Origin of the sequence: Crateriforma conspicua (assembly GCF_007752935.1) — a bacterium.
GTDB classification, from domain to species: Bacteria; Planctomycetota; Planctomycetia; order Pirellulales; family Pirellulaceae; genus Crateriforma; species Crateriforma conspicua.
This window is the reverse complement of the sequence record NZ_CP036319.1, coordinates 696,013-711,645: the sequence shown is the minus strand read 5'-3', so window position 1 is coordinate 711,645 and position 15,633 is coordinate 696,013. Positions and strand designations below refer to the sequence as shown.

Below are 15,633 nucleotides of genomic sequence, written 5' to 3'. Positions count from 1 at the left end.
GGCTAGGTTTCCGCCAACGCGACGCGGATCAGAAATTGCCAAGCCTCTCGGGCACTTTCGATCTGACGCTGCACACGCGAACGTTCGTGCAGAACCAGCGCATGCTCGTGCACTACGTAGGAATCGTCCTGACCATCCCGCGACACCCCCGGACCGTCCGATCGAACGCACACGGCCAGATAGACCCTGCCATCCAATTCCACCGGCGCGTCAGGGCCCAAATGCCCCGTGACCGCCAACGACACCGTCGCCTCATCTGTCCGACGCATCACCGCCCGCGCCATCTGAGCAGTCACCGGTGCGCTGACCGCGGAATGACGTGACAGCAGATCTGGATCGATATCCAACCACTGCACCTTGGTCTGTTCCCGGTAGGTGACGGCCGAACCGCAGAAATGCTGGGATACGCCGGGGACGGTCGCGATGGACGCGGCCAGCAATCCACAGGTACAGCTTTCGGCCAAAACCAAACGATGGCCGGTCGCCCGAAGACGATCGGCCACCGTTTGACAATCACGAGTCAGTTCGGGGGTCATCTGGATCCGTTCATGCGGCCGCGCCGACACTGCGCGCCTGCGCGGCCGCTGCAGTGCCGACTAGTGGTGATAGTGTCGGTGACGGTGGTAATCGTAATGCCCCGGATACCGGCCATAGTGATGACCGTGCCCGATCACAACCGGAGGCCGGTAATGAACATGCGGCGCCGGACGCACGTGATAGCTGCGGTGATAATACGACGGCGCCCGAACCGGAACACCGATCGAACGCGATCGATAGATCGTCGCGGTCGGGTAGGGCCGGATCGACGGGCCGTAATAGGGACGATACGCACCATAGCGGCTGTATCCGAAACTGCTGTAACCATAACCACCGGTACCGATGCTAAGGCTGAAACCGCCCGCATCCGCTTTGGGTGCGTCGCCCGCCAGCGTGAACGCCAACGCAGCAACGGGAGCCAATGTCCATTTGATCCATTGATTCATAGAAGTCCTCCTAAACCAAAAAGTCGAACGACGAAGTTGTCAGGGGACCTCCGTTGCTTCTGGCGTGCCAAATCGGCCTGAAACGAAGCCAATTGCCTATTGTCACGCAAAAAGCGGGGTTTGAGCAAAATTCCTGGCCGCCTTGCGGCACGATAGATGACCAACAGACATCACTTTGACGACACTCAGTGTTTCACGATAAGACCGTTTCCCGGCACCGGTCCGACACGCATGATCACTGGGTGGGGGAGGCATGCAGAGGCCATGATCCGGGCCAGCAAGGATCGCCCGAAACCACAGTGACGTTGACGCGGCGTGATGCGGTGGGGTACCAGCGAATCGGACAGTCGATCGGTCAATCCGATTGGACTTTTCAACCCGCCCACCCCCCATGGACATGTCCCGATCGATCTTCTTTTCCGTCGGTGAACCAAGCGGTGACCAGCACGCCGCACGACTGGCCGATGCGCTTCGCCAAGCTGATCCGTCGGTGCACTTGCGCGGATTCGGGGGGCCGGCGATGGCGGCCGCGGGCTGTCATCTGGATTTGGATTTGACCCGCCACGCGGTGGTGGGGCTATTGGAAGTCTTGCCCAAACTGCGTGACTTCTTTCGGTTCGCCGACGAAGCCGAACAAGTCTTTCGTGATTCATCCGTCGACGCCGTCGTGCTGGTCGATTTCCCTGGATTCAATTGGCACATCGCCAAGCGTGCCAAGCGTTTTGGGATCCCGGTGTACTATTACTGCCCGCCACAATTGTGGGCCTGGGGCGGATGGCGTGTGGCCAAGATGCGTCGCCTGGTCGACCACGTGCTGGCGGTTCTGCCGATCGAAGAAGACTACTTTCAAACCGCCGGGATACCGACGACGTTGGTCGGACACCCCTTTTTCGACGCCGTCGCCGAAAAGCCACTGGATCCAATGGTCATGGCGGGGCTACGGCGGATTGCCAAGGACGACCGCGGCGCGGTTGCGGTGCTGCCCGGATCGCGCTCGCACGAAGTCCATCGGAACTTTCCCATTCAATTGGCCGCCATCCGCCGTTTGCACCAGATGCACCCGGATGCCCACTTCATGGTCGCCGCCTATCGCAACGACCAGTGTCTGTGGTGCCGCGACCAACTGAGCGATTCGGACCGCGACTTGCCCATCCACTTTTTCGTCGGGGCGACCAGCGAAATCATCCAGTTCAGCCGCTGTGCCATGATGGTCAGCGGATCGGTCAGCCTGGAACTGATGGCCCGCCAGACCCCCGCGGCCGTCACGTACCGGATCGGCCGGTTGCTTCACGAATTCGGCAAGCGTGTGGTGAACATCAACAGCATCACGCTGCCCAATTTGATGAGCGATCGGAACCTTTATCCGGAAATGATCTCGGTCGGCCCGATCGAACCAGCAGTGGACTTTTTGACCGAGTCGATCGACGCGATGCTGAGCGACGAGTTCTATTTCCGACGGCTGAAGGCCGATCTGGCAGAACTTCGCAATCGGGTCGCGTTGCCGGGTGCCACGAAAAGGGCCGCCGAATTCTTGTCGGAACAGATCACCAGCGACGTCCGGTCCGGTGACCAGCCCCACCGGTTCGACGATGCCGCGGGTACGGTCGACAGCGTCACGGAGCGATCACGCCGAATGCCGGCTTTCGGTCGCCGGGCCGCCTAGACAAGGGCTGCTTAGCCAAGGGCAATCCGCCGCTCGCACTTTCGATACCCGCTGGGGAACCGCCTACGAGCCCGCGGAGGGCGGATCCGGTCGCTTTTTTGCGGTTGAACCATTCCGCCCGGACTGGCGTAACGGCCAAGTCGGCTCAAAATAGCGGGACCTCGGCCCACCCCAGGCGTCCGCTTGCCCGCGATTGCGTCATCGCACGGCCGAAGCTTCCCAAACCAACGTTCCCACTTGCTTCGTCGATTCCGCAATGTCCGATACGACCGCTGTCAGCGATTCGTTGTCCAGTTCGCCTTTGATCGGTGCCGAAACCGGGTACGGGGTGGAAGAACAACCCACGCCCATTCGCGCCTCGGGTTTCTTCGCACTGCTGGCCGGGCTGGCCAGCGTGTTTTGTCTGCTGGGCACGCCTCTGTTGGTGCTTCCCGTGATCGCGATCCTGCTGGGCTTGATCGCATTGCGGCCTAGCGACCGCGGCCGACCCATCGGGACCCTCCCGGCCAAGATCGGAATGGTCTTGGCGGTGGGCTTTGGTGTTTGTGGATTCTTAATGCCTTGGCTGGCGACGCAAACGGTGGGGACTGAATCGGCGTATTTCGCCAAAGAGTACTTACGGCTGATGGCCCGCGGCGATCGCGAAATGGTCATGGAAATGCGCAAGGATCACATCAACCGCGTTTCACCCGGCACACCGCTTGTGACCCACTACGAACAGCTGGAAGCCGAAGTGCGGGCGATGGAAGACGCCCAGGGAATGTCGCCGATGGAAAACTACAAGGAAGACGATTGCGTCGCCGCCTTGGAAGACATCGGCGGCGATATCGAATTGTTTCAAGTCGGTTCAGCGAGGATGTACACCCACTTTGGCGAACAATACGTGGAAACGAATTGGAACAATCACACCGATCCGTTCACGAACGACATTATCGTCACGATGGCATTCAAAATCGACGCGGAAACCGGTGATCGCCAATGGTACGTCAAACGCTGTACCTGGGACCAAGAACAACCGGTCGCCGAATCAATCTACTAAGACAGGTCTCCGTCACCACATCCGTAGGTCATGCCCTGCATGAGAGTGCCCCCGCCAAGAATCTCCGGGCATGGCCCCAGGGTTCCCGTCACCCACCACGTGGCCTACGACGAATGAAACACTACATCCCTGGGTTGATGGCAGGGCCCCGTCGCCACCAACATCCGGCGAGAGCCTCGATGGACAATCGGAACGCAACATAGACGGGTGGAAAAAAGATGATGCGGTACCTTTCATAGAACGACACAAGAACATACGGCGCCGCCAAGAGTGCAATCAGAAACACAGCGTGGTCAAAAGGCGGCTTGCGATTTGGGTGAACCACCAAGTGGAAAGCAATTGTTCCATGCACCGCGCCGAACACCATCAGACGAAACACATCAGCATGTCGAAGTTGGCCACAGAACACGAAACTGCCCAAAACCAACGAAGCCAATCGGTACACAACCCGATTCAAATATTCCAGTGGACTACGTAATATCGCTTCAATACAGCGACTTCGGGATTGCCGAATGAATTCGGCTTCACCGACTGAGCAGTAGTCAAGGTGGGCCCTTGAATTCACTGAAATGGGATGCTGATCAAGTGTAATCGCATCCAACACGCCGTCATCATCCAGAACCTGGGACTGGTACAACTCGTACCAACCGTTGGTCTTAACGAATCCTGGCAACCCGACAACCCACCAGTTCCGAGCTGAGCACAGGATTACCAACCCAAGTGAAAGGACGCACGACAAGGCAAACGCCGTTTTCACAAACCTACCATGCGCACGACCAAACCCGACGGCGGAGTGCACTGTGAGCGCAAGACCCACGATAGGCGAAATTAAGATAGCTAGACTCTGGCTCAGATATTTCGCAACAAGCAGTTTCCGTTTGGAAAGACGAAGCAATCGACAAGACGATTCGCCTGCGCTGGAAAAACACAAGGAGATCGCTGGAACGCAAAGGATTTCCGGTTGATAACGCAGCAAGCGTTCAAAGCCAAACGCAGTCAAGAGAATGATGACAACGGGAACCGAGAACCCGACACGATCACCGTTTGCTACGAAAAAGGTCCCCAAAAACATACAAAACGCATTTAGCATCAAAACAAAAAAACGATATCCGCTTCTCCTCGTGATTCATTGCCTTGCAAACCACACCCAACAGGACGGTCGGAATCGGGGCAACCCAACCCGTCGGACCACTTTCGTCGGAAAACGCGTTTGCAAACTGCCCCGTATCAACGAAGTTCGTTCCGACTCAGTACTCGATACTTAATCGCCAGGAATGAAGCGAATCTCCATAGTGTCGATCTGCGATCGCAATCGAAGCTATCACCGCAACTCCGATCGCGACGGCACGAAGCACGGTCGTCGAGTCTCGCCGGGAGTGCATTTCGCGTCTTCACATACTAAGCCTTCGATTGCTCCACCGACGATAAAGGAAACGACAAACCAAAAGCCCCACCGTGATTAGAAATAGGCTGTTGATTACCGGGAGCCCATTCCGTTTCGTCTGTCATGGTTTAATCGGCGCCACTGTGATTCGATCGATTGTGCTTGGATGCGTTTTCGACGCGTCCAGCACACGTGTACCGGAAGGCAGGCCCCATGATTGATAGTCACTCGTGAGTGAGAAGTCGTTATCATTCACGTGTTCCCAATCGAGTTCCAGATCAATCACCGTTTTGACCAAAACATGGACGGGTTCCCTCGTTTCTTCTTTAAAGGCCTCCTTGTATTCGGTCTGAACTTGCTTCGCGTGGATCGGAAGAACGGCCTTCCCGAACTCCCTGTGTTCGGTCTTTAAGACTGCCCAGGGTTCACCGGCGGGAACGAAGTTGCCGTCTTCGGATACTTTTCCGATCGTTCGCACAATACTCAAAATTGGCTCAGCTGTCGTATCATAGGAATATTCCACTTGCTGTCCGGTCGACGAGGGACCAACAATTTGAAACCCATTTTCCGTCTCAATACACTTCGTACTCGGTTGTTTTGACCACTCCCGCCGACGATCCATCGATCGATGGGAAACACCGTGAAGTAAACTCTCTAATGAAAACAAGCCGACCATCCGCGGATGAATCGAAGGGTACATTCGATCAAAATTGACCCTCGGCGGACGAATGTTTCTTGGTGCCGTATACAGAAACGCTCCCATATAAAATGGGTTAAAGAAGTACCTGTCATTCTCCAATTCGACAGCGAGCAAAAAGCTATCTTGGTTTATCTGCCTTCTGGTTGTAGGAGTATCTCGATGAAATCTCGAGCCGACAACCTGATCGCGTTCCATTTTCAACTGCCATATCGGCACCTCGTCGTCGAAGGCAATCTTGGCCAATCCCTGCTGCGGGCTTAGATCCAGACCATAAGTCTCACCGGTCGCGGATTTCCTGACCGTCCACTTCGCGGTCACTTCCGCTTTCGTACACTGAAGTCGTCGTCCGCAGAGCCTTTCGAATGCGTCGGCTGGTTCTAACCCCCACGCCTCTGTCAGCGGACAGAAAAACAAGAGAGCGATCGGAAGCATCCGTTTCCAATCCAGTACCCGACACTGCATATTTAACCGATCCACCCAAAATCTCCCAAAAGACAATTCGATTCAAACACATTTTACAAGCGAATAGATTGGATCAACACCCTGAGGATTTGCCAAACCAATCACATGACAGTATGCGATTGATCAACGTGAGACAAAACGCTCGGACAACACCGTCAACAGGCATCCAAGGAGAGTCCAAAGCCATCGCGATACGCCAATAATGAACCGAAAGCGGCGCATTGCCGGCACGAACCTGACACTCCGTGAACTTCCGATTTACATGTACAAATGCCAAAGAGCCATCGGGGTCCATTACGAACGTCTTTTTTTAACGGATCAAATCCCCAGGGCATCCTTAAATGCCCATGACCATTGTCACTCCTATACATCAACTTCGATCCATTCACCGACGCTGTTCTCCGCCAATAATGCCCTTCAGGCTCATCTTCAACACTCTGCGGAACAGCATGACAAACCAACGACCGCGACTTCAACGCATCATGATGAAGGACTAGAATCTCCGCAAGCTGATCCGCAGTCATGCTTTCATCGAACACCGGTGAAACTCTCTCGAAGCCCCCCACAGGAAAAGCTAGAATTTGAAACACCATCAACAATAACACTTCAACACTTCAGATGTTTTTTCGATTCGTTCGATAAACCCACCACCCGACAATACCGAAAACAACAATCAAATTTAAAACCAAAACATTTCTTATCACCGGCGACTTTTGGGGCATATCAAAAATTGAAGCTGGAACACGATAGAAATCCGCATCCTCGAGGGTGGCTCGCGGACTGGTCCAATCGGAAACCCTTACACCGGCTTCGTCGTACCAAATCTTGAATTCGCTCTTGCCCAACTCAATCGCTTGATAGGAAACGATCTCAATCAGAGTCTGGTACACTGCCGCAGGTGCAATCGATGAAGGAGAAGTTTCGTAGGCAAATGACGCAACGACGCATCGCCTTGGAATCCAAGCGTTAGCTGAGCCAACTTGCAAAAAGTCCGAATTCCGCGTGTGAAACATAACATCACCTGAGGAAGCTCTCGAAACCCATTTCTCTTCGACGGCGTAACCCAAGGACTTTCTGAGATGATATCGAATCTTCCGGCTATCTCCCAGCAACTCTCGCCGCTCTTGCTCAATGCGCATCTGCAATTCGCGACTACTGCCCGTCAAAAGTGCAAAGGGCTCATGCGTTTTGATGTCAAATGTCATCTGACTCTGCCAGGGCTCTGGCTGCTCGATGATGACCTCAATCAACTCCATTGCCCCGTTGCTGAGGTCTTTAACTGAAATGACTTTCCCGCGATTCTCAGCATCGAGAATGACAGATTTAACCGGCTGACCAAGCTCCGCTGGAATGCCCCCATTTCCTGATCCACGGTTATGAGAGTACGGGTTGGTTAAACGATTCCACAGTGGGCTGCTTCCGCGAAGGGAGCGCAGCGAACGAAGCGGAAGTAGCCCACTGTGAAGCAAAATCCGCTGGGGCCATTCCACCGATGCCGCTGTGCGGACGTCGATGGTTGTACGTTTGACGCCATGACTCAATGATCGACTGTGCCTCGGACAAGCTGCTGAACAGCTCGCACGATAAACACTCATCGCGAAGCCTGCTGTGGAAGCTTTCGACGTAGCCGTTCTGCCAGGGACTGCCCGGTTCGATGTAGGAAGTCCCCACCTCAATGAAGTCCAGAAAGGAGCGGACCGCCTTGCTGATGAACTCCGGGCCATTGTCGCTGCGGATGAACGACGGGATGCCGCGGCTGACGAATAAGTCGCTCAACAGCGCCACCAAATCGTCGCCGGTGAACTTTCGACCCACTTCCAGTGCAATGCACTCACGAGTGAACTCGTCGATCAGAGAGAGGATCTTCAACGAGCGACCGTCTTCGGTTCGATCAAAGATGAAGTCGACCGACCAAACGTGATTGGGGTACTCGGCCGATCGACGAATGACGCCGCCTTCGGAGTTGCCCAATCGTCGCTTTTTCGCCTTTTTGACCGGCACCTTGAGACCTTGTTGTTTCCAGAGTCGGTGGATTCGTTTGAAGTTCACACGCCAGCCTTCCTGCCGCAGAAGACGAGTGATGCGTCGATAGCCATAGCGAGGAAACTCGCGGACGAGTTCCAGTATTCGAGCAACCAGACGTGGTTCGTCTTCTTTTGCGTTTGGCCGGTATCGTTGGCTACTTCGCGATTGGCCGAGCGTCCTGCAAGCCCGACGCTCCGAGACGCCGAAGCAACTCTGCAACTTGCAGGCTGCTTCACGGCGACGCGTCGGGCTTAGAAGTTTCCCTCAGCGATCACCTTGAGCATTCGCTTATCGAGTTCTGCTTCGGCCAGCAGTTCTTTGAGCTTCTGGTTCTCGATTTCGAGTTCGCGAAGCCGTCGAGCCTCATCGGACTTCATGCCGCCGTACTGCTTCTTCCATCGCATCCAGGTCGATTCAACAATCCCAAGCTTCTGGTACACCTCCGCCAGGCTCTTGCCGGCGGCCAACATGGCTTCACCCTCGGCGATCGCCTTGACGATCTGTTCGGGCTTACGTCGCTTTCGTGCTTGTTTCATCTCGAGAGTCTCCTTGGCCGTTATTGGCCAGTACACTCTCATAACTCATGGACCAGTTTTTGGGGAGCACGCCACCGCCACGGAGTGTGGCCCCCTAAAACCAATTTCATCGAGATACCAAAATCCCATCGATGCCAAATAGTCCAGGCCTTCCATCCGCTCTTGTCGCGAAGTGGCTATCTCCGGCGTGTAGATGAACACGCTGCTCATAGCAGGATCACTAAGATCTTTCGATCCGTGATAAAACTTTTGTCCATCGTAAGATATTTCATTTACGAGTTCACTCGCATAGTAGGCCCCCGGGGGATGCACCACGGACTCTCGAAAAAGTGGCCCGTTGAATTTCAGCTCAAAACCAAGCGTTTTCTCGAACTCGTCCCGCGATTCAAGAGTTCTAAACAAGATTTTTACGTCTTCAATCGAAGAAATTATTTTTCGACTCTTCTGACCAGTAATGCTGGCTTTCGAAAACAGCGATGAGTTTTGCTCAAGAGCTGTCTTAACGGAGCGGGGCAACACATGTTCGCCCCGCGCATGCTCGTTAGCAAATGCAAACCCACAGTACAAAATGGCGAGCTTGAAGAAACTTGATCGAGTCAGCGACAATGGCAGACGCCACCCCCGAAACAGACCAGTCGCTCGGGTGCCATCGGTCGCAAAACTTTTCAGCAACGTTTTTCTGACTCCACGACGCACCATCTTACAAAGAATATAAACAAACGCCGCGAGGAAATCCCCCACTGTCCCCAGGCTTTTTGTCCGGCCTTTGTCGCTTGGTGGGGCGATTCGAATGATCTCCTCCAAATCCAATGGCTGATCAGCCAATTTCGCAAGTACGTAAAGACTGACCGGGCCACAGCATCTTTCATCTCGCCACCGTTGAGCACTCTGGGGAGGTTGCGATTCCAATGCATACGCATCGCACGCCAACATCGCACACGCGAAAAATGCGAGTTTTCTTTTCATTGAGTCGGTCCGCTCACGTACATTGTCTCCGTCACAAAACCCTTCTCCTGCGAAAGACCAGAAAGACGACCAACAAAAAACTGCTGAGTACCACGAAGAGAACAGGTGCACTGAAAAAACCTCGCGACCCTTCCGCCAGCGGTTGAGAGTCGAGGAACTCGCGAACGCTCTTGCCTTCCAAATCAGCCATATTGACGGCGATCCCTCGGTCCTCATCGATGATGCCCGGGGCGTTCTCGATGGGAAGTCGAAAGTACATGGGATCGGGAGTTAGGCTAATCTTCGAAGCAACCAAGATCGCTTCGACCACCGGTGCGGAACTTGGAGGCTGCGAGAAATATTCCAGTTTCACACGAACTGGCATCCAAATCTTCGGCTCGACTTCTTCGAACGATTCAACAATGAACGAGGTTCGCACCTCACCGGGAAAGGCTTTCCAATAATGCGCCCGTTCGACCAGAGCAAAATTTCGAGCCGGATCGAGGAATATTTCATCTCGACCCTCATCGGCAAGCCTGAGCATGCGTTCGCCACGCCGTGTCACCCAGGTCGCGGCGTATGACCCTTCATGGAGAATGTCAAGAAGTGAAACATACTTTTCAAGAGCCGGGTCCCGCAATTTGACACCAAAGCCGTCCCGAACCGACACCATCCCCAACAGTTCCCGATAAAGATCATCGGAGCCAACGCGGGTGGGATCGTTCAAGGTCGAATCAATGTCGCGAGTGGCGTGAATCCCATCGCCAACCCCTGTTAGACGATACGCCAATTCTCCATCGGACATCAAACTACGACGTCCGTCGGGCTTCGCGAAGGGAACATCCGCGGAGGCACCTGCTCCCAATTGATGATAGTACTTTTTTGATGGCCGATCCCATGCGTGAACGGCAGACCATTTCAAAGCGAGACGCTCCATAGTGCCGTTGCTACCAACGTGAGCCGGTGCAAATCTCTCTGCTTCGCCAACAAATTTCTGCGTCACCACATAGGAGACCTGAAACTGGCGGTTGACCTTTTCAAACTTCTTCTGAGTTGCAACTTCGGCCTGAGTCAGGTCGACCCCCTCACCTCTGACAGTCCCAACTGCGTAGATAAAAAAGGCCAACGCGATGGTGCCAGCCACTTTACGTGTTCGGTCGACCATTCTCGGGCGTTGCTTGTTCAGCATATCAACAAGAACCAGGCAATTGTATTTTCTTGTCACAATCGTTTCTTTCGCAACAGCAAATCAACTCGGCAACGGTTTCCGAATGGCCGTCAACGGCCTCCAAAAAATCTTGAAGCTTCAAGCGAATTGACTGGGGCACGATGTATGGCACCAGCCCTCCAATCCGCGAATCACTCGCGGATCGACCAACATCAATTTGCAGTTCGGATTGACGACGAAAACAGTGAAAAACATCATGTCTGAAGACACGCGTCGACAAAAGCTTTGAAACGGCAACGCCCCGGCGGGCCAGTCAGAACCAACCGCAAACTCCGATGATCCGATAAGTATTGCTACAATACTCATCGCAAGGATCAAACCTATGCACCTCCAGGTTACAGCTATCACTGTTCAACCTGTCGTTCTGCACCGGACCACAACTCCATCCACTTTGGTCGGGAAGGGCGTCACATGTGGTACCGTGACTGGTTTTGGTTTTCGCCCCACAGTTCCACAGCCCCGCACCCGTTACTTGCGTTGCGGATTCTGAATTCGTCACTTCATAGCCCGGCGAGAGGCAGCAAAACGCCAGCAGCCCCAGCGAGACCAGAGCAAGAGTCCGAACCATCATTTTACCCTCGTGTCTTTGTACTTACCCGCAATTTTGTATAGCTGAGGTTCCAGATTGCGGCACCGAAACTCAGGACGCAAATTTAAGGTCCCCGAAGGCTTTTTCCAAAAGAGAAGTGTCGAAACTTCGAAGATTCAAGAATCTTTTCTTTCGCAGAATCGGAAACCGGTCGACTCTGACCCTTTTCGGAAGACCTTGTGCCGACGCCGCATCGGACTTCGTACAGGGCCAGATCGTTCGCCCGTCAATTCCTGGAACCCAAAAATCTCCGTCCCAAAAGTACGATTTGGTTCAAGTGAACCGTTCACCAGAGCATCCCCGCCGATCTCGTGAATCCCCGAGACTTGCGTTTTTGAGAAAGCAGGGTGAACGCCTGGCAGGCCCCGCACGCCAATCGATTCGGTTGACCATCGTGCATCTGACGGAAAGCCCTGCCGTGCATAACCTGGCTGCTGCCCAATACCAGGCTGGATCGATAGGAAACACCAACAGCATCCCGTTATGATCCGCGTTCATTTTTTGATTCGGATAGGTTCATCAATTCGTTGAGAGTCCGCTGCAATTCGTCGACATAACGGACCAGCCCTCGCCGCGTGGCGGGTAACAATTCTGCGTCCGGGTCTTGTGCCAACGGAGAAACCAGACGAGCCAGGGTGTCGCAGTGACCCTTTGCATTGCCGAGTAATTCATCCGCGTGCCCGCGGAGCGCGACGCCGCTGGGGCCTGGCTCCGAAACTTCCTCGCCGCGGGCAGGGTTTTCTACTTCAGATCGATCATCGGGGCGGTTGGTATTTTCATTTGCGGGGCCATCTTTGGCGTCCCTCGCACAGCCATCGTTGGCGGTAGACGGCACGAGCTTAAGCAATAGGTGACCAAGGCTCCTGTCGGGAACAGCGTCAACCGATACGGGAAAATTCCTTTGGTGGCCTTTCTGGCTGGAGGAAAGTGGGGTGTCTTCTGGGACAGGTCAACCATGTCCGCCGTGTCGCAATCCGATATATAGGATCGCTCGAGAATTATATCGACTCCTTCTGGCTCGCGGCAGTCATCTGCGATATGACTTAGCATTCACACCGTCTAGCGTGTCGGCCAAACGCCAATGTCGTGTTCGTCGCTTTTTACGGCCAGCAGAAAAGTCAAATGTGATCCCCACAAATCGATCACGCCGTCGCGTTCCTCCAAGAATTCCATCATCCAGGGATCCATCGACAGATCCGTTTTGCTGCAAATCAACCGTAGCGGACGGTCCACTCGGGATCCATTTATAAAACGTCGAATGACCAGCTCGGGATTGGTACTGAACTCTATCCCCCTCCGCATACCGGCGGCCCGCAGATTCGTCTCGGAATTGAGGCGAGACACAACCACGACGCGTATCGATTCAGGCTGCCGATTGGCGTAGTTAGCGACCCGCTGAAGATCCTGTCCCCAATCGGTCGCGTCACAGAACAGGTGACGATGCCCGGCTTTCGCCCCACCGGACAATGTGTTGAACGCAGGAAGCCAATTTGGCGCCACAGCCAAACAAAAGACCACCGTCCCGACAGCCCCGGTCAACAGAAGACATCGCAGAACCACGCCGCTTCTGGACCACCCAAAACCGATCAATAGAACGCAAAAGGGCAACACGGGAAACGCATAGCGATGCTGCTGCCCAATCCCAGCAGCTAACACGGTGATCAGTCCGTACCATATTAGGAATGCGAGTGAAAAAGCCTCAAACGCTTGAATCTTAGACACACGCCGCAGGGCAACGCTGATCGCCACGGTAAACGCCACCAGGGTACCAATCGGTAGCTTGACGCCCATCGCGTAAAAGTAGAACCACCAGGCTGTTCCACGCCGCCCGGCCAGGTACGACAGCGTCCCAGTCTCGAAGTCAAACCTTTGAACATCCATGCCGATCATCACATCCTCGGGGATGGGCACCGGCAAGTTCGACAAGATTGTGTCACTAAAGGCATTCCCTGAAATACGCTCCAGGCCGACATCGCCTCTCCAACCTGGACTTAGGAACTGAAAGGACCCCAACGTCCGCCCGAGCCCCGAGAACGCATAGCCGGCACAAAATACCGCCCACGCCACGCCCACCATTAAACATATGTGGATTAAAAGCCGTCGAAGCCCGACATCGCAGCAAATTGCGGCGAACACGAGGAAAAGCGGTAGCAAGGCTAGGGCGGTGAACTTGCACAGCAACGCAGTGGCGTACACCACTCCGACCAACAGGGCTTTCGCCGCCGAAGGCCGTTGCAGCCAATAGATGAAAATGAGCATCGATGCGAGCATCATCACGCTTACCGGAATGTCATTGGTAATCAGCGACCCATGCGCGATCACGCTTGGCTGAAAGCCCCAGAACACACCGCAGACCAAACCGCCAACCGGGCCGTGAAAGTGCCGCACCAATGCCATTAACAACATCAGTCCGAAAAGCGAGAACATGCAAACAGACAGCCTACCCCAAATCAAACCACACACGAACCAATCTGGATCCGTTTCGAATGCCTTTCTTCCCAACACGAATTCAGGCCGATCGGCAATATCCTGTAATAAATATTTCGGATATTCGATGTCCAAATGATGCGCCCAAAAAGCACCTATCACACGAATAAGCGGCGGATTAACACAAAACACAGAGGTGTCATAATCCTCCCAAAGTGCCAGCCCTGCGTACAGGTGCCCATATTCGTCCGCCGTCGGAGATAATCGAATCGCGTTAGTCGCCAGCATCACCGCGTGGGATGCGACGATTACCACGACGCCCAGCCACCAAAACGCCGTGCGACTGAAGGCAAGAGTGCCTTGAGAACCTAACACTTCCTTCGCCAGCCCAACCAGTTCACGCCCCACATCAACACCACGATAGCAAAAAGCGAAACGGAAACATTCAACAAACCAGAACTGACGGCAGACACCGGCCTTGCCGCCATTGCCATCTCCATACGCTCGGCCGTCAAGTCTAATAAGTCATAGCCTCCGGCGGTCACATGAGTCAGCTCGCGATCAGAATTAAAGTAACGCGTCCCCCCAAGGACAGGGACTGCAAACCGCCCAGAACTGACCTTTGTTGATAGCTCGAGCATTACCATTCGAAGGTCAGGCCGATCATCAAAATCAATGTCGATTCGTTGGGGAATTGCCCACGCCCCTTCCACGTCAACAAAATCTTGAAATGCAAATTGCATCTGCAGACCGCGTCGAGAATTCACCAGCTCACGCATCACCAAGACGGGAAAAGGTCTAAATTCAAACATCAATCGGTCGGTCACGCCATGGACCTTCTGCTGGACACAAACCCTTGAATCGCTTAGGCGCTCGACCGTCCACGGATCGTCTGAATACACAAACAAGGCCGGATAGAAGTGACGTCCGTTATAGGCGAATCCTTCCTCCTGGACATCCGCCAACGAACCCGAAAGGCGGTTTGGTGTCAAGATCCCGACAGAAGAAAGGAAACGGCGCGTATCCAGATGCAACTGAGGATCGATCCATGGCGTGATCTCGTGGCACTCACGCTGAGTTTCATTAAATTGGACGATGCGACTGGACGACCAGTAAAATGAATTCAAGACGGGATCATATTTGCTATCGGAAAACTCATAGAGCGACTGATCGTACCAATGAGAAATTCGATTAAAGTATCTCCCAGCGTCGAATGCCTCTTCGATGGTAAGTATTCGACGCAAACCGTCATCATCATTGGCAAGCACATCGTACTCAATGTCTAAAGCGATCGGTGCCCGGTAAACTTCCGCAATTTCCTGTATAATCCTCCCTGCTTCTTGCCGCGAGACGGGCTGTCCGTTGCAAACACATGTTGCCCCCTGAAGAACCAATAAAATCAGAACGATTTCAATAAGTCGCATGCACTCAAACGTGGAATTTCGAAAGATCATTTCTCCTTCTCTCCGGAAGCATTGCTTAGATGGGATAATCAACGGTTCGTAATCCAGAACATGAATTTTCCGTAACGAACCCCACGCCTTCACAAGGACGAGCACTTCGGCTCAGATTTTTCCGCAAAGCAACAATGCCGGCACGCAAGGCATCGCATGCCTCTATCGGAACACCAAATACGCCTGTTTCTGCATAGG

Annotated in this window: 12 protein-coding genes; 2 read left to right on the top strand and 10 right to left on the bottom strand. The window is 54.0% G+C overall.

Going from position 1 to position 15,633, the window contains the following annotated elements:
- Positions 1–2: 2 nt before the first annotated feature.
- A complete protein-coding gene (locus Mal65_RS02675; RefSeq protein ID WP_145293424.1) occupies positions 3–536 on the bottom strand; it encodes a CinA family protein in 534 nt (177 codons plus the stop codon).
- A gap of 60 nt (positions 537–596) precedes the next feature.
- Entirely contained in the window at positions 597–983 is a 387-nt protein-coding gene (locus Mal65_RS02670) for a hypothetical protein (protein WP_145293422.1), read from the bottom strand.
- A gap of 397 nt (positions 984–1,380) precedes the next feature.
- Between Mal65_RS02670 and lpxB the strand changes: the two genes are divergently transcribed.
- Positions 1,381–2,646 carry a lipid-A-disaccharide synthase gene (gene lpxB, locus Mal65_RS02665; RefSeq protein WP_145293420.1) on the top strand — a complete coding sequence of 422 codons (1,266 nt, stop codon included), beginning with the start codon at positions 1,381–1,383 and terminating at the stop codon, positions 2,644–2,646.
- A 256-nt stretch (positions 2,647–2,902) separates the two neighbouring features.
- Positions 2,903–3,685, top strand: coding sequence for a DUF4190 domain-containing protein (locus tag Mal65_RS02660; RefSeq protein WP_145293418.1), 783 nt, complete (start codon positions 2,903–2,905; stop codon positions 3,683–3,685).
- A gap of 121 nt (positions 3,686–3,806) precedes the next feature.
- On the opposite strand, the gene Mal65_RS02655 is transcribed toward Mal65_RS02660, so the two are convergent.
- The 8 genes from Mal65_RS02655 to Mal65_RS02620 all read right to left on the bottom strand — a co-directional run bounded on the left by Mal65_RS02655 (position 3,807) and on the right by Mal65_RS02620 (position 15,405).
- Positions 3,807–4,775 (bottom strand): hypothetical protein, encoded by a 969-nt coding sequence (locus tag Mal65_RS02655; protein WP_145293416.1) that lies wholly within the window; start codon positions 4,773–4,775, stop codon positions 3,807–3,809.
- Positions 4,776–5,190: 415 nt separating this feature from the next.
- Positions 5,191–6,201, bottom strand: a complete 1,011-nt coding sequence (locus Mal65_RS02650) for a hypothetical protein (protein WP_165701020.1) — start codon at positions 6,199–6,201, stop codon at positions 5,191–5,193.
- 644 nt (positions 6,202–6,845) lie between these two features.
- Entirely contained in the window at positions 6,846–7,487 is a 642-nt protein-coding gene (locus Mal65_RS02645; protein ID WP_145293412.1) for a hypothetical protein, read from the bottom strand.
- 118 nt (positions 7,488–7,605) lie between these two features.
- Positions 7,606–8,792 (bottom strand): IS3 family transposase gene (locus Mal65_RS02640; RefSeq protein WP_145293410.1). Its coding sequence is split into 2 segments (ribosomal slippage): positions 7,606–8,522 and positions 8,522–8,792, totalling 1,188 coding nucleotides; the frame shifts between segments, so codons are not numbered across the junction.
- 45 nt (positions 8,793–8,837) lie between these two features.
- Positions 8,838–9,758, bottom strand: coding sequence for a hypothetical protein (locus tag Mal65_RS02635; protein WP_145293408.1), 921 nt, complete (start codon positions 9,756–9,758; stop codon positions 8,838–8,840).
- Positions 9,759–9,789: 31 nt separating this feature from the next.
- Positions 9,790–10,926: a hypothetical protein gene (locus tag Mal65_RS02630; protein ID WP_165701019.1), complete on the bottom strand. Its 1,137-nt coding sequence runs from the start codon at positions 10,924–10,926 to the stop codon at positions 9,790–9,792.
- Between the two features lie 1,687 nt (positions 10,927–12,613).
- Positions 12,614–14,389, bottom strand: coding sequence for an ArnT family glycosyltransferase (locus tag Mal65_RS02625; protein WP_145293404.1), 1,776 nt, complete (start codon positions 14,387–14,389; stop codon positions 12,614–12,616).
- Positions 14,350–15,405, bottom strand: coding sequence for a lyase family protein (locus Mal65_RS02620; RefSeq protein WP_145293402.1), 1,056 nt, complete (start codon positions 15,403–15,405; stop codon positions 14,350–14,352). The genes Mal65_RS02625 and Mal65_RS02620 overlap by 40 nt, the downstream gene beginning before the upstream one ends.
- Between the last annotated feature and the right edge of the window lie 228 nt (positions 15,406–15,633).

Excerpts from the sequence above, each read along its gene's own strand:
- Mal65_RS02670 (WP_145293422.1), bottom strand. The coding sequence starts at position 983 with ATGAATCAATGGATCAAATGGACATTGGCTCCCGTTGCTGCGTTGGCG.
- Mal65_RS02650 (WP_165701020.1), bottom strand. The coding sequence starts at position 6,201 with ATGCTTCCGATCGCTCTCTTGTTTTTCTGTCCGCTGACAGAGGCGTGG.
- Mal65_RS02655 (WP_145293416.1), bottom strand. The coding sequence starts at position 4,775 with ATGCTAAATGCGTTTTGTATGTTTTTGGGGACCTTTTTCGTAGCAAAC.
- Mal65_RS02675 (WP_145293424.1), bottom strand. The coding sequence starts at position 536 with ATGACCCCCGAACTGACTCGTGATTGTCAAACGGTGGCCGATCGTCTT.
- Mal65_RS02660 (WP_145293418.1), top strand. The coding sequence starts at position 2,903 with ATGTCCGATACGACCGCTGTCAGCGATTCGTTGTCCAGTTCGCCTTTG.
- lpxB (WP_145293420.1), top strand. The coding sequence starts at position 1,381 with ATGTCCCGATCGATCTTCTTTTCCGTCGGTGAACCAAGCGGTGACCAG.
- Mal65_RS02645 (WP_145293412.1), bottom strand. The coding sequence starts at position 7,487 with ATGGAGTTGATTGAGGTCATCATCGAGCAGCCAGAGCCCTGGCAGAGT.
- Mal65_RS02620 (WP_145293402.1), bottom strand. The coding sequence starts at position 15,405 with ATGCGACTTATTGAAATCGTTCTGATTTTATTGGTTCTTCAGGGGGCA.
- Mal65_RS02635 (WP_145293408.1), bottom strand. The coding sequence starts at position 9,758 with ATGAAAAGAAAACTCGCATTTTTCGCGTGTGCGATGTTGGCGTGCGAT.
- Mal65_RS02630 (WP_165701019.1), bottom strand. The coding sequence starts at position 10,926 with ATGCTGAACAAGCAACGCCCGAGAATGGTCGACCGAACACGTAAAGTG.